Raw genomic sequence first — 17,766 nt, forward strand, 5'->3', positions numbered from 1 at the left:
GATTTATGCCCACAATGTCATGGGGAAAGTGTACAATTAAAGTATATTACTAAGGCGGGGAAAATAGGCATGAAGGGTAATTACGTATTCTTAAATTCAAATCCAATTGCGAATATGGTGCTATCATACGGTATCACTGGAGCCGATTTTTTGAATGGAATTGATGACATACCAGATAACATTATGTTGTTAGATGATGATGTTGCATCTGCTAATGGTTTCAATTCACATTCAAAATTTAATTTGATCAATGGTTCTGGTGAGGTGAGAAGGTACTTGCTCGAAGATCCTAATCATGTAAAGAAATTTATTGATTATGAATCAGAAGATAGCTTGAACAGTCTTAATCCGTTTGAAATTGCTGAATTATTGTATTTGGGCCATATGCATACCCCAATGGGACGCCCTTATTCTTCTAAGTTAGTTAATCGCTACATTTATCTTAGTCACGGCGATGAGATAATGAGAACTTATTATCGTAAATATTCAGAGTTTAATCATATTTTGGAAATTGCTATTAAGCGTAAACTTCGAGAATTGCACAATTCAAGAAGAGTCTTTTTGCGGCCATTAGCCATTAAAGACATCGATAAATCTATTCTAATCGATCTGATCAGTAAGGGTGGAGATGGCTTATTTATTGAGTTTGAAGGGTTAGTTGAACGCCACAAGACGTATCCAATTCCATTGAGGATGTTGAATAATCCAGATGGAGCCTCGGTAGTGTTTAAAACGTCACAAGTCAAAGAAAACACAAGAGTTGTTGGCACTCTAACATACGACTTAAAGAAGTCTGAGTGGGACCTTCAGTGGATCGATGATGAGGATCTATTATAGAATGTGGTATTATTCTTAGTAGACAATAATTTTAGGAGAACAATCAATTATGAAAATGACAATTGCAGAGATCGCTCAGGCAATCGATGCTGATACCTCATTGATTTCCAAAGAAAACTTAACTAAGGAAATTACTAGTGTTGATTTTGATAGTCGAAACATCACTGAAGGCGGGTTATTCATTCCATTATTGGGTGAAAAAGATGGCCATAATTACATTGAAAGTGCTGCAGCTAATGGAGCTGGCGCCACATTATTCGCCAAAGATCATGAAAATCAGCTTCCCGTGGCTATTCCAGCACTGCTGGTTGATGATCCCTTAAAATCATTTCAAACGCTAAGCAAGTATTATTTACAAAAAATCAATCCACGAGTGATTGCTGTCACTGGTAGTAATGGTAAAACCACGACCAAAGATATGATTGCAGCGGTTTTAAGTGCTGAATTTAACGTGGTTAAGACCCATGATAATTTTAATAATGAGATCGGAGTTCCATATACATTACTTCAAATGGAATCTAATACTGAATTTTTAGTGGTTGAGTTAGGCATGGATCGACCAATGCAATTAGATTTCTTAAGCAAGTTGGTTGAACCTGATGTCGCCTTGATCACAATGATCGGTGAAGCACATATCGAATTCTTTAAAACTCGGGATAAGATTGCCGATGCAAAGATGGAAATTACCCATGGGTTAAAGGAAGATGGTATTTTCATTTATGATGGAGATGAGCCATTACTTCGTGAACGGGCAAAGGATTTGTCTGTTAGAACCATGACCTTCGGTAGCAACACTGAAAATGATATTTATCCAACTAAAATCGATGGTGAAAAGTTTGAAACTAACTTCACTACTAATCTCTGGCCAGACATGGAGATGACGATTCCATTAATTGGTGACTATAACGTTAACAATGCGTTGATGGCCATTTTAGTAGGAAAAATTTTTAGAATTCATGAAAAATTGATTTCTGAACAATTAAAACATGTTCAATTAACAAAGAATCGTACTGAATGGCTTGAAGGTAAGCTGGGTGAGGCCATTTTGAGTGATGTTTATAACTCCAACCCTACAGCAGCTTTAGAGGTCTTAAAAACAATCAATGAGACGCCGGTTTCTGGTCGCCGAGTAATTGTGTTAGGTGATATGTTAGAGCTTGGAGAACAATCATTATCCATGCATGCTTCTTTAGCGAAAAATATTTCGCTGGATAAAGACAATCAAATTTATTTGATTGGAAAGGATATTCAAGCATTGGCAGATGAGCTTAGACCACAATACGATAACACGCGACTTCATATTTACCAGAAAGATCAGTTGGATAAGCTAGCAGCAGACTTAATTGTTGATATGCAGCCCAATGACACAGTTTTATTAAAAGCTAGCCATGGTATTCATTTGGAACAAGTTGTGGCTAAGTTAGTTAAGTGATAAAAAGAGACAGAATCGCTTGGTGTTATGCGATTCTGTTTCTTTTGTTTGCTTACTGCCAATGGATGTTGTATACTTGTACAGTTATTTTATTTGAGAATTTGGTCAAGTCATGAACGATACACGGGAAACGGATTTTTCTTCAGTTCATGATGGTGCCCTGATGTTTCATAATTTTAGGAGGAAACATATTTGAAGTTTAGTGAATTAGGATTGTCAGATAGCATTTTATCTGCTATCTCAAAGAGCGGGTTTGAAGAAGCAACCCCAATCCAAGCCGAAACCATCCCAATGGTATTAGAAGGTAAGGATGTAATTGGTCAGGCCCAAACAGGAACTGGAAAAACAGCAGCCTTTGGTCTACCTATCTTGCAAAAAGTTGATTTGCAAGGTAAAGATATTCAAGCGTTAGTGATTTCACCAACCAGAGAGTTGGCAATCCAAACCCAAGAAGAATTATACCGATTGGGTAAAGACGAGGGTGCTAAAGTACAAGCCGTTTATGGTGGTGCTGACATTCGTCGTCAAATCAATAACTTAAAGAATCATCCACAAATCGTGGTGGGAACACCAGGACGGATTTTAGATCATATTAATCGTCGAACTTTAAAACTTGAAAACTTGAAGTACTTAGTTCTTGATGAAGCTGATGAAATGCTAAACATGGGATTCTTGGAAGATATTGAATCAATTATCAAGAAGACTCCTGAAGCAAGACAAACATTGCTGTTCTCAGCAACTATGCCACCTGAAATCAAGCGGGTCGGAGTTCAATTCATGAAGGATCCTCATCATGTTAAGATCAAGGCTAAGGAATTAACCACTGACTTAATTGATCAATACTATGTTCGAGTTAAGGAATACGAAAAATTCGATACAATGACTCGATTCTTCGATGTGCAAGCACCTGAAGTTACCATCGTATTTGGTCGTACTAAGCGTCGAGTTGACGAAGTATCTAAGGGACTTGAAGCTCGTGGCTATAAAGCTGCTGGCCTTCATGGTGACCTTACTCAAAGTCGTCGTACTCAAATCATGAATGAATTCAAACAAGGTAAGATCGATATTTTAGTTGCAACTGACGTTGCTGCTCGTGGAATTGATATTTCTGGAGTAACCCATGTTTACAACTATGATATTCCTTCTGATCCAGATAGTTATGTTCACCGAGTTGGTAGAACTGGTCGTGCCGGTCAACACGGTGTGTCAATTACATTCGCAACACCAAACGAAATGGATTACTTACGAGAAATCGAAAAGTTAACCAAAGTGAGAATGTTGCCTTTGAAGCCACCAACAGAAGAAGAAGCATTTGCTGGTCAATTAAATGCTGCTGAATCTCAAGTTGGCGAATTGATCAACAAGACTAACACAGATAAGTATGCTGACATGGCTAACAAGCTTATTGATGAATACGAAGCTACTGACTTAGTTGCCGCATTGTTAAACGAAGTTACTCGTGACGATGTGAAAGTTAAGATTACTCCTGAACGTCCATTATCAAGAGGTGGTCGTTCTAGAAGAAATGGTGGCGGTCGTTCTAGAAATAGAAATGACTCACGTGGTGGTCATCGTGGTAACGGTGGCGGCGGTCGCGGTGGAAACCGTGGTGGCGGTCGTGGCGGTTACAACCGTTCTTCAGATCGAGATCGTAACAAGAAGAGTAGCGGTGGTCGTCGTGATGGCGGCAAGCGTGAAGGCGGTCACGGTTCAGATAGAAAAAAGAACTTCACAATTAAAAACGGTTAATTTTTTACCTAAAAAAGCAGTTTCCTTATGGAAACTGCTTTTTTGCTACTTTTAAATTAATATGCTTCATTGCATCGTGAATTATTTTCAGTATGACCGAAACGTGGATTTAAAGGTAATTATGGTATTATATGTAGAGACTTTAAATTGAAAAGAGTAAAAATATGATTGCTGGAATTGGAATCGATATAACTGAAATTGAACGAATTAAAATGGCGGTGAAAAAGAATCCTAATTTTTTGAACCGCACTTTAACAACCGAAGAGATTGCAGCACTGGATGACCTCTCTGATAAACGCCAATTGGAGTTTATTGCCGGTAGATTTTCTGCCAAGGAATCTTATTCAAAAGCAATGGGGTCAGGATTAGGTGCGACTGTGTCACTGCTTGATTTAACGATTTTGAATAATGACTTGGGCAAACCGGTCATTGTCGAGCATCCTTTTGATGGTCGGGCACACCTATCGATTTCTCATACTGATACCTTAGTAATGACGGAAGTAATTTTAGAAAAGGGGACAGATTAATGGTAGTCGCAATGATGCGAAACAGTCAGGTATTAATTGATCAACAAGCAATTTTTAGTAATATAAAAAATGCTCGAGAAAATCTAGAAGCGGATTCTGACTTGTTCGTTGTACTTAAGGCAGATGGGTACGGACATGGGGCAGTCCAAGTCGCTAAGATAGCCCAGAGTGCTGGAGCAACAGGATTTTGTGTTGCTATGCTTGATGAAGCCATGGAGTTGCGTGAAGCTGGGATTATATTACCTATTTTGGTCTTAGGAATCACTGATGCTCAGTGGGCACCAGTAGCTGCTGATAATAATATTTCTTTGACGATTTCCTCATCTGATTGGTTGAAGCAAGCTGCTGAAGTTTTGTTTGTAACCAAGGCATCCACAAAATTAAAAATTCACGTTGCTTTGGACACTGGTATGGGAAGAATTGGTTTCCAAACCCCTCAGGAATTGGCCGAAGCATTAACTACTTTAAAATCTCTTTCAAAAAATATTGAATTTGAGGGTATCTTCACTCATTTCGCGACCGCTGATGAAAAAAAAGATGACTACTTTCAGCAACAGTATGATAAATTCAACGCTTTTATGGAAGTTGTGTCTGATCGACCAAAGTATGTTCATGTGGCTAACTCTGCTACTAGTCTGTGGCACAAAATTTGTGGTGGTAACATGATTCGCTTAGGAATCGCCGCTTATGGTCTCAATCCTTCTCAAAGAGAGATTACTGAGTTGCCATATGATTTAAAACCAGCTCTGACATTAACATCTAGTTTAGTGCACGTGAAAATGGTGACGAAGGGAACTCATATTGGTTATGGTGCAACATATGAGGCCCAAAAAGACGAATGGATCGGTACTGTGCCAATGGGGTATGCGGATGGCATTGCCCGTAAATTACAGGGATTTGATGTCCTCGTGAATGGTCACAAGTGTGAAATAGTTGGTAGGGTTTGCATGGATCAATTTATGATTCGTTTAGATCGGAAATATGATGTTGGTACATCTGTGGTTATTATTGGTAAGTCTGGTGAACTACAGAACACTGCTGAAGACATAGCTGATTATATTGGCACCATTAATTACGAGGTTATTTGTGGCCTGCAACCGCGAATCAAACGGGTATATTTTTAAATTTTACTGCATACTTAACTATTCCATGGTATATTATTAGTTAGCTAAAGAAAATATAGGGGATAGTTTTATGGTAAATACAGTCCAGAATAATAAACATTTCTCACTAGCAGTAGATGAGCAAATCACTAGTAGATTAAGTGATTTTTGTAGCCATATCGGGATAAATCAATCATCGACGGTAAATATTGCTATCAACTATTTTTTTGATGATCCGAAACTGATTCATTCATTAATGGATGGTTATCGCGAGATGGGAAACTTAAATCGTGAGTTAACTCATGACTTTTTAGCTTGTGAGGCTGATGCCGAAATTCACCTTGCCCAGTATCGGAATAAATTCGATAACTAATTTATTTATATTTAGTTTATCGTCAGAGGGGGTAAATAATGGCTGACGTTTTATTTAAACGTGGGGACATTTTTTATGCTGATCTTTCGCCGGTAATCGGTTCTGAGCAGGGGGGAATGAGACCAGTATTAATTGTCCAGAATGATATTGGAAATCATTATAGTCCTACAGTAATTGTTGCAGCGATTACTGCCAGAATTTCCAAGCCCAAAATGCCAACACATGTTGGTATTAAGGCCGGGGATGGAATTGAGCGTGACTCAGTAATTCTGTTAGAACAGATTAGAACGATCGATAAGCAACGCTTGAAGGATAAGGTCACTCATCTTAACGATGATTTGATGCTTAAAGTGGATGAAGCAATTAGAATCAGTCTTGGAATTGTGGATAACTAGATTCTTCAAGTGGCGTACATAAAGAATTACAGGTCATTAAAATAGATTCAGCATCTAGCAAACTAATAGTGTCATTTGTTGAATTTGGACCATTCTTCTCATAATTAAATAACCAAATGGTTACTATCAGGCGAGGCATTGTCTATATCATGACGATGCTTCGCCTGATTTTTATTTATCTAACAATTTGTATCCAATTTGATATTTTTAGACAAAAAAATACCCAAGAAGTATTGGTAAATAACTTTTCAGGTATTTTGATGGTCTTTTGAATTAAAGTGTTTTTTCTTCTTGTAAGTTTTCCACTTCTGGAACACGGAAATCTTTACGTTCCAATGCGGCAATGATTCGATTTAAGCGATCGCTATCTACTTCTGCAGGTAAAGTAAACATTATCCGGTGCACAAGTTCACCTTCTTGAGCATCAAGTGAAATAACACTCGCAATTGAGGTGTATTTAGTAATGATCTTAGTGATGTCCTCAAGGTCACCACGTTCGCCACTAGCAACAACTGTTAGTACGTAACTACCAATGTTAACGTTCCATGATTGTGAAAGCATATCCAACAATCTTGTATGAGTTAAAATTCCGTAGAAATTGTTTTTTTCATCTAGGACAGCAATGTATGGCAAATCTTTGATTGAAAAGAATACTTGGAAGAAGGCAGAGTTGATATTAATAAATTTAGTAGCATTTTTAAGTAACGTAGTAACTGGCAATGTCATATCGCCACCACGAGACTTGTGACGATAAATATGCATCTTATAGATGTTACCACGGAAAATAGTTCCAGTTTCATCTAAAATTGGAACACAACGATAGCCGGAATCTTCAAGTACTGCAAGGGCTTCTTCAAGAGTATTGCTCTCCTTAACAGTCACTAATCGTTCCTTAGGCTTGACTAAGCTTTTAAAAAGCATAAACATTCCTCCAATTAACGGTATTTTTATATTCTCATCATACCATAATAATCTGAAATATTTATTAATAAAAGTAATAATTTATGTACAAAAAAAGCCGCCGAAGCGACTTTTGCTGAATTATAGTTGAGACATACCATCGGCAGTAGTCTTTTGAAGAGTTTCTGCTGATTTTCTCATTAATTCCTTTTCTTCATCGTTCAAAGGAACTTCAATAACTTCGGCAACACCTGAACCATTGATGATAGCAGGAGTACCAATGTAAACATCGTTTAATCCGTATTGGCCGTCCATTGGAGCGCCAACAGGAAGAACAGTGTTTTCATCACGTAACACAGCTTTAGAAATTCTCATCAAAGCAGTAGCAACTCCGTAGAAGGTTGCACCCTTACGGTTAATGATTTCATATGCCTTGTGACGAGTTTCGTCTTCGATTTGGTGAAGGTCATCCATTGATAAGCCGGCACGTTTTGCACGGGCAATCAATGATTCGCCACCAACAGTTGCAGCAGAATATGCAGCAAATTCTGAATCACCATGTTCACCCATGATGTAAGCGTTAATTGATTGTGGGTTAACATTTAGCTTTTTAGCTAAACCAACTTGAAGTCTTGATGAATCAAGAGATGTACCACTACCAAATACACGGTTCTTTGGAAATCCTGAGAATTTTTGAGCAGCGTAAGTCAAAATATCAACTGGGTTAGCTGCAACTAAAATAATTCCTTTGAATCCTGAAGCAACTAATGGGTCAATGATTGCTTGCATAATCTTAAGGTTTTTGTTAACAAGGTCCAAACGTGTTTCTCCTGGCTTTTGTGGTGCACCAGCAGTGATAACAGCTAAGTCAGCATCAGCACAGTCTGAGTAGTCACCTGAGAATACGTGTTTTGGTGAAGTAAATACTTGGGCGTCCTCAAGGTCAAGGGCGTCTCCTTCTGTACGTTCCTTTACAACATCAACGATAACAAATTCTTCGGCAAGTCCTTGTTGCATCATAGCGTATGCGTATGATGATCCAACGGCACCGTCACCAATTAAAGCAACTTTTTGGCGATCTAAAGTCAAATTGATCATCTCCTATAAAATTTTCTGAAACCAACAACATTATAACATAGGATTGTTGTAATATTCACAACCAATTTGGCGAATGCTTTGGTTAAACGTGTTCAATCAAAAAATAATTATTATAAAAATGAACAAATTCTATAATATGGTATAATTTTTAGGATAAATATAAGGACAAGCTGAACATTTTTTGTTCGGCCTTTTGTGTTGTCAGAAAGAAAGAGGAACTTTAAAAAATGAAATTAATCGTTGGTTTGGGAAATATCGGTCCCCAATATACTGGCACGCGTCATAATACTGGCTTTATGGTGGTTGAAGAATTTGCAAAACAGCATAATATTCAAATCATAACCAGAAAGATGGATGCTAAGTATGGTGAAGGATTTATTGGTAGTGAAAAGGTGATGGTCGTTGAACCTACCACGTTTATGAATGAGTCAGGAAGAGCAGTGGTTGCTTTTCAGAACTATTTTGATATTGATGTTGACGACATTATTATCATTCATGATGATATGGACTTACCAGTAGGCAAAATCAGAATCAGAGCAACCGGTTCTGCCGGTGGTCATAATGGAATCAAAAGTATTATTGCGTCAATCGGCACCAGAGATTTTGCTCGTATTAAGGTCGGAATTGCCCATCCGCAACGTCAAAAGGTAGTGGATTACGTATTAGGTAAATTTTCTAAAGAACAATTACCTGACTTTTTATCTGCACAAGACCATGCTGTTAGCGCACTTGAGGACTGGGTCGACGGTAGCGCCATTCCAGAATTAGAGAATAAATTTAATTAATTAGTATTGTAGAGAGGAAGAGACGAATGGAATTAGATCATCTATTTGAGGGGATCGCAGATTTTGAAGACATCATTAAGCAGGTTGCGCCTAAATCCCGTCAATTAGTAACTGGATTAAGCGGATCAGCAAAAACGATGTTCATCAATGGAATATATAAGCAAATCGATCAACCAATGATCATCGTGACCGATACGCTAGCGCATGCGGATCAATTGACAGCTGATTTAGCTAATCTGGTTTCAGATGATCAACTATTCGAATTTCCAGTCGAGGAAATTGGAGCCAGTGAATTAGCTACCAGTTCTCCTGAATATAAAGCTTTACGAGTTTTAGCATTAAATCAATTAGCTAGTGGTACGCCTTCAATAATCGTGACATCTGTATCAGGGGTTAGAAGAATTTTACCAACTAAAGATCAGTTTGTAGATGCTAAGTTAGAGATTGCAGTTGGTGATGAATTTGATTTAGATGAATTGAAGCTTAAACTCCACCAGATGGGTTACTCAATTCAAAAAATGGTCGCTGCACCAGGTGAATTTTCAATCAGAGGTTCAATTGTGGATATCTATCCATTAAGCAGTGATAATCCCATCAGAATTGATTTTTTTGATACAGAAATCGATTCTATGCGAACATTTAATGTTGCTGATCAGAGAAGTATTGAGAATATTAGTAACAGTGTTATTTATCCCGCAAGTGATTTGTTGATAACCACTGAACAACGCCAGTCGTTGGTGGATGATTTAAACAAAAAGTTAACTGCAACGATAAAAAAGCTGGATGATGAATCAGTCAGTGTGTTGCAGAATAACTTAGACGTTAAAATTACCGATTTGAGCAACGGAATGAATGATCCATATTGGCTGTTATTCTCTCAGTTGTTATACCCAGAGAAAACATCACTCATCGATTATCTAAGTAATAAGGGAATTGTTGTTTTTGATGAATATTCAAAAATAACTGAATCCAACGCTCAATTAGTGACTGATGAAGAAGAATGGCTTGACGACAAGGTTGCCCAACACGAAATTTTACCAGATTCAAATTATACCAGTGATTTTAAAGCGACATTTAAGGAAAACCAACATGCTAGTATATTATTTTCTCTTTTCAAAAAAGGATTAACTAATCTGAAGTTTTCTCAAATTAGTCAATTTAATACCAGACCGATGCAACAATTCTTTTCATCAATGCCGATGCTTAAAGGTGAAGTGAATCGGTGGTCTAAGAATCAGACCACAGTCATTATGATGGTTGCTGATGAAAAGCGATTGGATAAAGTTGCTAATACTTTGGCAGACTTTGATGTGAATGTCACCATTGCTGAACCGAATAAGTTATTGCCAGGCAAAGTTCAGTTGATCGCTAATGGCTTAGATAATGGATTCGAATTACCTCAAGACAAGTTAGCTATTATCACTGAAAGAGAGCTCTTTCAAAAGGTTACTAAGAAACATCGAAAGATGACGACCTTCACCAATGCCGAACGAATTAAGAGCTATACAGATTTAAAGCCTGGGGATTTTGTGGTTCATGTCAATCATGGTATCGGTCGTTATGAAGGTATGAAAACCATGGAAGTTGATGATAAGCATCAAGATTACTTAACCATCACTTATAAAGATAATGCTCAGTTGTTTATTCCAGTCACTCAGCTTAATTTAATTCAAAAATACGTTTCCTCAGAGGACAAGCATCCTCGAATCAACAAACTTGGCGGTAGTGAATGGGCTAAAACTAAGCAAAAAGTTGCCAGCAAAATTGAAGATATCGCTGATGACTTGATAGAACTCTATGCCAAACGTAGTGCCCAAAAGGGCTTTTCTTTTCCTAAGGATGATGCTTTACAGCACGATTTTGAAAATGAATTTCCATACAACGAAACTCCCGATCAATTAAGAAGTGCCCAGGAAATCAAACGAGATATGGAAAATGTCCGACCGATGGATCGATTGTTAGTCGGGGATGTTGGTTACGGTAAAACGGAAGTAGCTTTAAGAGCAGCTTTTAAAGCGATTGAAGTTGGCAAACAGGTTGCTTTTTTGGTGCCAACAACAATCTTGGCTCAGCAACATTACGAGACTATGCGTGATCGGTTTGCTGATTATCCAATTGAAATCAGGGTTCTTTCAAGATTTCAAACTAGAGCGGAGATCAAAGAAACTCTTGCAGGCCTGGAAGATGGCACGGTGGACGTTGTGGTAGGAACTCACCGAATCTTGTCCAAAGATGTTGGTTTTAAAGACCTTGGTCTGTTGATTATTGATGAAGAGCAACGATTTGGTGTTAAACATAAGGAAAGAATTAAGGAACTAAGAAGTAACGTTGATGTTTTGACCTTAACGGCAACGCCAATTCCAAGAACACTGAATATGTCGATGATGGGTATCCGTGATTTGTCAGTTATTGAGACTCCACCAGCTAATCGTTATCCTATCCAAACCTATGTGATGGAACAAAATGCTGGCGCAATCAGGGATGCCATTGATCGTGAAATGGCTCGAGGCGGCCAGGTGTTTTACTTGCATAATCGGGTTGGTGACATCGAAAAAACAGTGGCCAATCTTGAAGAGCTAGTCCCAGATGCTAGGATTGCTTACATTCATGGTAAGATGACGGAAAATCAGTTGGAAAATGTTTTATATGAGTTTATTAATGGCGAATACGACGTCATGGTGACAACTACGATTATTGAAACCGGTGTGGATATTCCTAACGTTAATACGTTGTTCGTTGAAAACGCTGATCGAATGGGACTATCCCAGTTATACCAACTCCGCGGTAGAATTGGTCGAAGTAGTCGAGTTGCGTATGCCTACTTCATGTATCAGCCAAATAAATCTCTCACTGAGGTTGGTGAGAAGAGGCTGGAAGCCATTAGAGACTTTACTGAATTGGGATCAGGATTTAAAATTGCCATGCGTGATTTATCCATTCGTGGTGCTGGTAACTTGCTGGGTAAACAACAACATGGATTTGTTGATTCAGTGGGGTATGATCTATATACCCAAATGTTATCAGATGCTGTGGCTAAAAAACGTGGGAAAGAAGTCACACAAACGACTAGTTCAGTTATTGAATTAGATGTGGAAGCATACTTACCAAGTGACTATATTGATGATAATCAACAAAAGATAGAGCTGTACAAACGAATTCGTCAATTGGAGAATAAATCTCAACTAGATGAAATTACAGATGATTTAATTGATCGATTTGGTGATTTTCCACCCGCAGTTGATAATCTCTTGAAAATTGCAGAAATTAAGATGGATGCTGATTATTCATTGGTCGAAAAAATTCAGCGTAAAGATCACGATTTAACAATTACATTTTCTAAGCAAGCAGATTCCGAATTTGAAAGTAAAGATTTGTTAAGAGCTATTGCCCAAACCAAATTCCGTGCTACTATCAATTCAGCAGAACAGAAATATCAAATTAAATTGGTAGTTCAAAACAATATGGCCGATTGGTTGGACCAGTTGATCAAACTGGTGAACGAATTAGCTGATATTCGTCATACTAAATTAGTAGATGGGAAAAATCAGAATGAGTAATGGTTCGAATCGAAATTCATTAGTGGCTGGTACTGCTTTATTGACAGTGGCTTCACTAATCGCCAAAATTTTGAGCGCAGTTTACCGAATTCCATTTCAAAATATGGTGGGTAACGTTGGCTTTTACGTGTATCAACAAGTCTATCCAATTTATGGGATTGCTATGACGATTGCCCTCTCGGGTATTCCGGTATTTATATCAAAATTAGTTGTAGATGCCAAGTCAGAGCCTGAAAAGTTTAATATTGTTTATCAGATTCAAAAGTACCTGTTCATCAGTTGTACAATTGTTTTTATTGGTTTGCAGATGGGAGCCAACCATATTGCTTTTTGGATGCATGATGTGCAATTGGCTCCAGTGATTGCTTCAGTCTCCTGGATGTTTTTAGTTATTCCTTTTTTAGCCAGTTGGCGGGGATACTTTCAGGGCAAATATTTGATGAAGCCGACAGCTTTTTCACAAGTTTTAGAACAAATCGTGAGAGTGACAGTGATTTTATTAGCCGCTGCTTGGGCAGTCAGCCATCATTTGAATCCACATCAAATGGGAAGTTTGGCAATGCTTTCAGCACCGATTGCAACGTTAGCTTCTGCTGCAGTGATTTATTCTTTTTTAAGACAGTCCCATATCCCACAAATTGCTCATTCCCATGCCATTCCGGGTCTATCCAGACGACTAATGTTAGAGGGACTAACGATTTGTTTGGTTGCCTCAGTAATGTTATTACTGCAATTGGTCGATTCATTTTCAGTGGTAGCTGAACTGACGAAATTGGGAAACACACAATTCGTGGCGCAAAATATTAAAGGTGCGTATGATCGTTCGCAAACATTGGTGCAACTTGGTTTGACGATTACTACTGCATCCACCACGGCGATTTTGCCACAACTAGTTGCGTCATTGAAGATGACAGATAAGAATCGCTATCTAAAATTAGCACGTGGCAGTATTTTGGTTAACTTTGGGATGGCCAGTGCAATGAGTTTTGGCATGTTTGCCCTGATGGGAGCAATTAATCCGTTGCTATTTTCTACGCCAGAGTTGAATTTGACGATTGGTGTATATTGTTTTAGTATCTTGGCTGCATCAATTATCTTAGTAATCAATACTATTTTTCAAAGTCATGATGTCTTTTGGCCGACAGCGGTTGGAATAGTTGGAGCAGCACTGATCAAAGTTATCTTTAATTCGTTGTCCATTGATAAATGGGGGATTCTAGGCGCTAGCATTGCGACGGTTAGCAGTTTATGCGTGACTATTTTGATTATGGTCGTTGCTGGGTGGCAATATCTGCAAAATATAGTTTCTTGGACCAAGTTGGGACAATTGGTCATGATAAGCGCGGTAATGGGTGTTGTGGTCGGAATGGTTCAGAAAATTACGGGCATTATATTAGTTGGTAAGATAGGCTTTAGGACCATGACCGCTATTCAAGCAATAATAGGAATCACAGTGGGTATTGTAATATTTGTTAGTGCGTGTGTAGTATTTAATATATTTAGTAAACAAGAATGGTCACTTATTCCATTTGGAAATAAATTATTAGAAATTCGAGGAAAACGTAATGAGAATCGATAAATTTTTAAAAGTTTCAAGAATTATTAAGCGACGTTCAGTGGCCAAAGAAATCGCCGACCAAGGAAGAATTAGTGTCAATGGTCGTGTGATCAAGTCATCAAGCGAAGTTCATCCTAATGATGAATTGGTAATTAAGTTTGGTAACAAGACTTTAACTGTTCGGGTTAAAGAGTTATTAGATACCACTAAAAAAGATGATGCACAAAGGATGTATGAAATCATTAATGAAGAATATGAACGCGATTACAATTCAGAAAATGAATAATTAATCTTAAATTCTGATTGAGAAGTGGACAAATCTTATTTGAGTGTTGTAGTATTATCTTAAAAGGGTTTGAGTCATTTTGATCGGGGGATTTAATGTGGCAAAAGCAAAAGGGAAAATTAGCAAGCTTGAAAATGAGTTTACTAAACAGCGTGATATCGAAATGCTACAAAAGAAGATATCAAATAAGCTAACACGAACACGAAAAGGACGTGCCTTAGGTATAATGGCTGCCTTCTTGTGTCTCATCTTACTTTTAGGTTTTCAAATTGTTAGTGCTAAGAGCAATGCGGCGCAGATCAATACGCAAATTGCTAAGCAAAAAGCAAATTTGAATGATGAAAAAAGTAAGAATAAGCAATTGGGCATGAAGATCAAGCAATTGAATAATAATACCTATGTCGAAAAGCTTATTCGTGAACGTTATTATTACACCAAGCCGGGAGAGACTGTTTACAGTTTTCCAGACAAGGCCATTGATGATTTAGATTAGCTTTTAAGTCAAGCGAATTTCTAACGAAAGTTAGGGGTTCGCTTTTTTATATTCTGAATTAGATTGTTGAATCCTATCTTAGATTGTTAAACTAATTTCAAGTAAGTATGATATAATTTACTCACAACTACATAGGAGGAACAATTTTTTAAATGGCAATTGAAATTGGGGAAAAAGTCAGCGGTAAGGTATCGGGAATCACTAATTTCGGTGCGTTTGTTGACTTAGGTGACCATAAAACAGGATTGGTTCACATTAGTGAAGTTTCAGATGGATTTGTCAAAGATATTCATGACATCCTAAAAGTTGGTGACGAAGTTACTGTTAAGGTATTAAAAGTTGACGGGGATAATAAAATTAGTTTGTCTATTCGTAAGGCAAATGAAAACCACGACAGCAGCGAAGAACATAGTCACAGCAATCATGAACGTAGCAATTCTGGTTATCATCATGAAAGTCATAACGATCATCGCAGTAACAATGGTGGCCGTCGTTCATTCGATAAAAAATCAAATAATAACAGTCACAGTAATAAGCCGGAAAACTTTGATGATTTAATGTCAGGTTTTTTGAAGCAAAGCGAAGATCGCCTAGCTACGCTTAAGAAGAATACAGAAGGTAAACGTGGTGGCCGTGGTGGCCGTCGCAGTTAATAAATTAAGCCAGGTACTTTAATTAGTATCTGTTTTTTTATTATGTGGAGGTTATTTTGGTTTTAATAAATCAATTTAGTAAGAATATTCAAGAGCACCATTGGTTTGATGAAAAAAAGACATTGGTTCTCGCAGTTTCGACTGGGGTGGATTCAATGACTATGTTGGACCTGTTCTTGAACGCTAAAATTAATGGTTTAAGAATTATTGTGGCTTATGTTGATCACCAACTTAGAGAGTCATCGGTCGGTGAAACTAAGTTCATTAAAGAGTACTGTGCTCAAAAAAGTATTGATTTAAGAATTGGCGTTTGGCCAATTCAGGATCATCCGCACAATGGAGTAGAAGCAGCTGCTCGGCAATTTAGGTATGATTTTTTTGCTAATATTATGTCTGAATTCAATGCAGATTACCTTGCTACGGCACATCATGCTGATGATTTGGCCGAAACAATGATTATGAAATTGGTTCGTGGTGGGAGATTGGATTCCTTAGTTGGAATATTACCAGAACGAACATTTGGTAAGGGAAAACTGATTCGGCCAATGCTGTCATTTTCTAAGTCTACGATCAGACAGTATGCAGTTGAAAAGAGATTAAAATGGTTCGAAGACGAAACCAATGCAACTGATGAAAATTTAAGAAATCGAATTCGTCATAATATCATGCCACAATTAAAAAAAGAAAATGCACTGACAATTGAGCATATGGCTGATTACTCCCAACAAATTGCTAAGCTGCTTTCTGTAAACAACCGTTACTTGGATTCGCTTTTAGATCAAGCTGAAGACTCAAAATTTCATTTATCTATAGACCGAGTGCTTGATTTCGATTCAGATACCCGATTGATGTTGATTCAACGATGGTTAGAACTTAGAGCTCCGATGATTTCTATTTCAAGTGAGCAATTGCAGCAAATAGATCAACTGCTGAGCAATTCACGAAAATCTCAGGGTGAAGTGGATTTAATTAATCAGCTCAGGGTGGTTAAGAGCTACCAAAAGTTGTGTATTTTGGATAAATCTCAAAAATCACTTCCTAACTATCAAAAAAATGCAGATTTTATGGTACCATTAAACCGTTGGAACGAAATGAAAAATGGCCATTCTTTCGGCGTTTTTACTCAGATGCCCGCTAATATTGATACTGGAACAAAAATTCACGAATTGTCACTGTCTTCGACTGATTTACCACTGAAGTGTCGTTCTCCTAAACCAGGTGATCGATTTCAAATCGAAAGCGGTGGCCACCAGAAAGTTGCCAGATTGTTGATCAATCAAAAGGTTACTAATGAAGAACGTGAGCTAGTTAAATTACTAGTTTCTAACGAAGGCAATGTGTTAGCGGTTCTGGGATATCGAGTAGCTAAAATAAACGGTCATCAAGGCACCAACAAATACTATTTACTTGAGAAGTGAGAGGGAACCAAATCAATGGATAATGACATCTTAAAGGTGCTATACAGTGAGTCAGACATTCAAGACGCGTGTCAAAGACTGGGAAAAGAAATCAAGTCACATTATGGAGACAAAGTGCCTGTAGTGATTGGTGTTTTAAAGGGAGCCATCTTCTTTATGACTGATGTTATTCGTGATACCGATATGTACATGGAACTTGATTTTATGGATGTTTCTAGTTACCATGGCACAACTCAGTCTTCAGGAGTGGTTGAATTAGTTACGGATATTTCAACTGATATTTCTGGTAGAGATGTCTTGATCATGGAAGATATTGTTGACACTGGTAGAACATTGAAGTTTTTAATCGATACTTTAAAGGGCCGTGGAGCCGCTTCAATCAAGGTTTGCACACTGTTAGATAAACCATCTGGTAGGGTGGTTGAAGCATCATCAGATTTTATTGGTTTTGAGGTGCCTAACGAATTTGTTGTTGGGTATGGATTAGACTATGAAGAGAAGTATCGTAATCTTCCATATATTGGAGTTCTAAAGCCAGAAATTTATGCGAACAATTAATGGTCAATGAAAGTCAAATGTGTTAATATTTGGACTATCAAAAT

17 protein-coding genes are annotated in these 17,766 nt (G+C 37.8%); 15 read left to right on the forward strand and 2 right to left on the reverse strand.

All coding sequences use genetic code 11. From position 1 onward, the window contains the following. The first annotated feature begins 69 nt into the window (after window positions 1–69). The 7 genes from O0236_RS03365 to O0236_RS03395 all read left to right on the forward strand — a co-directional run bounded on the left by O0236_RS03365 (window position 70) and on the right by O0236_RS03395 (window position 6,416). Entirely contained in the window at window positions 70–837 is a 768-nt protein-coding gene (locus O0236_RS03365) for a hypothetical protein (protein WP_268913884.1), read from the forward strand. Between the two features lie 49 nt (window positions 838–886). Continuing rightward, entirely contained in the window at window positions 887–2,269 is a 1,383-nt protein-coding gene (locus O0236_RS03370; RefSeq protein ID WP_268913883.1) for a UDP-N-acetylmuramoyl-tripeptide--D-alanyl-D-alanine ligase, read from the forward strand. 192 nt (window positions 2,270–2,461) lie between these two features. Next, a complete protein-coding gene (locus O0236_RS03375) occupies window positions 2,462–4,018 on the forward strand; it encodes a DEAD/DEAH box helicase (protein ID WP_268913882.1) in 1,557 nt (518 codons plus the stop codon). Window positions 4,019–4,182: 164 nt separating this feature from the next. Continuing rightward, window positions 4,183–4,545 carry a holo-ACP synthase gene (gene acpS / locus O0236_RS03380; protein WP_268913881.1) on the forward strand — a complete coding sequence of 121 codons (363 nt, stop codon included), beginning with the start codon at window positions 4,183–4,185 and terminating at the stop codon, window positions 4,543–4,545. Beyond that, window positions 4,545–5,669, forward strand: a complete 1,125-nt coding sequence (alr, locus tag O0236_RS03385) for an alanine racemase (RefSeq protein ID WP_268913880.1) — start codon at window positions 4,545–4,547, stop codon at window positions 5,667–5,669. The genes acpS and alr overlap by 1 nt, the downstream gene beginning before the upstream one ends. A gap of 70 nt (window positions 5,670–5,739) precedes the next feature. Next, the gene (locus O0236_RS03390) at window positions 5,740–6,021 is read left to right on the forward strand and encodes an antitoxin (RefSeq protein ID WP_268913879.1); all 282 of its coding nucleotides are present in this window, start codon (window positions 5,740–5,742) and stop codon (window positions 6,019–6,021) included. A gap of 38 nt (window positions 6,022–6,059) precedes the next feature. After that, window positions 6,060–6,416 carry a type II toxin-antitoxin system PemK/MazF family toxin gene (locus O0236_RS03395; RefSeq protein ID WP_268913878.1) on the forward strand — a complete coding sequence of 119 codons (357 nt, stop codon included), beginning with the start codon at window positions 6,060–6,062 and terminating at the stop codon, window positions 6,414–6,416. Window positions 6,417–6,689: 273 nt separating this feature from the next. On the opposite strand, the gene cbpA is transcribed toward O0236_RS03395, so the two are convergent. Together cbpA and O0236_RS03405 are read right to left on the reverse strand one after the other, a co-directional pair. Next, on the reverse strand, window positions 6,690–7,337 hold the full coding sequence (gene cbpA / locus O0236_RS03400; protein WP_268913877.1) for a cyclic di-AMP binding protein CbpA: 648 nt from the start codon (window positions 7,335–7,337) through the stop codon (window positions 6,690–6,692). 120 nt (window positions 7,338–7,457) lie between these two features. After that, window positions 7,458–8,414, reverse strand: coding sequence for an L-lactate dehydrogenase (locus tag O0236_RS03405; protein ID WP_268913876.1), 957 nt, complete (start codon window positions 8,412–8,414; stop codon window positions 7,458–7,460). A gap of 227 nt (window positions 8,415–8,641) precedes the next feature. Here O0236_RS03405 and pth point away from each other — a divergent pair, with 227 nt between their 5' ends. The 8 genes from pth to hpt all read left to right on the forward strand — a co-directional run bounded on the left by pth (window position 8,642) and on the right by hpt (window position 17,722). Beyond that, window positions 8,642–9,199, forward strand: coding sequence for an aminoacyl-tRNA hydrolase (gene pth, locus O0236_RS03410; RefSeq protein WP_268913875.1), 558 nt, complete (start codon window positions 8,642–8,644; stop codon window positions 9,197–9,199). 26 nt (window positions 9,200–9,225) lie between these two features. Beyond that, entirely contained in the window at window positions 9,226–12,756 is a 3,531-nt protein-coding gene (mfd, locus tag O0236_RS03415; RefSeq protein WP_268913874.1) for a transcription-repair coupling factor, read from the forward strand. Further along, window positions 12,749–14,335, forward strand: coding sequence for a polysaccharide biosynthesis protein (locus tag O0236_RS03420; RefSeq protein ID WP_268913873.1), 1,587 nt, complete (start codon window positions 12,749–12,751; stop codon window positions 14,333–14,335). Before mfd ends, O0236_RS03420 begins: the two co-directional genes overlap by 8 nt. Beyond that, on the forward strand, window positions 14,322–14,600 hold the full coding sequence (locus tag O0236_RS03425) for an RNA-binding S4 domain-containing protein (RefSeq protein WP_268913872.1): 279 nt from the start codon (window positions 14,322–14,324) through the stop codon (window positions 14,598–14,600). Before O0236_RS03420 ends, O0236_RS03425 begins: the two co-directional genes overlap by 14 nt. Window positions 14,601–14,697: 97 nt before the next feature. Next, a complete protein-coding gene (locus O0236_RS03430) occupies window positions 14,698–15,093 on the forward strand; it encodes an FtsB family cell division protein (protein WP_268913871.1) in 396 nt (131 codons plus the stop codon). Window positions 15,094–15,245: 152 nt separating this feature from the next. Further along, on the forward strand, window positions 15,246–15,746 hold the full coding sequence (locus O0236_RS03435; RefSeq protein ID WP_268913870.1) for a S1 domain-containing RNA-binding protein: 501 nt from the start codon (window positions 15,246–15,248) through the stop codon (window positions 15,744–15,746). A 56-nt stretch (window positions 15,747–15,802) separates the two neighbouring features. Next, complete coding sequence (gene tilS, locus O0236_RS03440) at window positions 15,803–17,164, forward strand: tRNA lysidine(34) synthetase TilS (protein ID WP_268913869.1); 1,362 nt, start codon at window positions 15,803–15,805, stop codon at window positions 17,162–17,164. 15 nt (window positions 17,165–17,179) lie between these two features. Next, entirely contained in the window at window positions 17,180–17,722 is a 543-nt protein-coding gene (hpt, locus tag O0236_RS03445) for a hypoxanthine phosphoribosyltransferase (protein ID WP_268913868.1), read from the forward strand. The last annotated feature ends 44 nt before the right edge of the window (window positions 17,723–17,766 follow it).

It is taken from the genome of Lentilactobacillus sp. SPB1-3 (assembly GCF_026913205.2).
Classification (GTDB): domain Bacteria; phylum Bacillota; class Bacilli; order Lactobacillales; family Lactobacillaceae; genus Lentilactobacillus; species Lentilactobacillus terminaliae.

Excerpts from the sequence above, each read along its gene's own strand:
- O0236_RS03370 (WP_268913883.1), top strand. The coding sequence starts at position 887 with ATGAAAATGACAATTGCAGAGATCGCTCAGGCAATCGATGCTGATACC.
- cbpA (WP_268913877.1), bottom strand. The coding sequence starts at position 7,337 with ATGCTTTTTAAAAGCTTAGTCAAGCCTAAGGAACGATTAGTGACTGTT.
- hpt (WP_268913868.1), top strand. The coding sequence starts at position 17,180 with ATGGATAATGACATCTTAAAGGTGCTATACAGTGAGTCAGACATTCAA.
- alr (WP_268913880.1), top strand. The coding sequence starts at position 4,545 with ATGGTAGTCGCAATGATGCGAAACAGTCAGGTATTAATTGATCAACAA.
- O0236_RS03420 (WP_268913873.1), top strand. The coding sequence starts at position 12,749 with ATGAGTAATGGTTCGAATCGAAATTCATTAGTGGCTGGTACTGCTTTA.
- O0236_RS03425 (WP_268913872.1), top strand. The coding sequence starts at position 14,322 with ATGAGAATCGATAAATTTTTAAAAGTTTCAAGAATTATTAAGCGACGT.
- O0236_RS03435 (WP_268913870.1), top strand. The coding sequence starts at position 15,246 with ATGGCAATTGAAATTGGGGAAAAAGTCAGCGGTAAGGTATCGGGAATC.
- O0236_RS03390 (WP_268913879.1), top strand. The coding sequence starts at position 5,740 with ATGGTAAATACAGTCCAGAATAATAAACATTTCTCACTAGCAGTAGAT.
- O0236_RS03405 (WP_268913876.1), bottom strand. The coding sequence starts at position 8,414 with ATGATCAATTTGACTTTAGATCGCCAAAAAGTTGCTTTAATTGGTGAC.
- pth (WP_268913875.1), top strand. The coding sequence starts at position 8,642 with ATGAAATTAATCGTTGGTTTGGGAAATATCGGTCCCCAATATACTGGC.
- O0236_RS03395 (WP_268913878.1), top strand. The coding sequence starts at position 6,060 with ATGGCTGACGTTTTATTTAAACGTGGGGACATTTTTTATGCTGATCTT.
- mfd (WP_268913874.1), top strand. The coding sequence starts at position 9,226 with ATGGAATTAGATCATCTATTTGAGGGGATCGCAGATTTTGAAGACATC.
- O0236_RS03365 (WP_268913884.1), top strand. The coding sequence starts at position 70 with ATGAAGGGTAATTACGTATTCTTAAATTCAAATCCAATTGCGAATATG.
- acpS (WP_268913881.1), top strand. The coding sequence starts at position 4,183 with ATGATTGCTGGAATTGGAATCGATATAACTGAAATTGAACGAATTAAA.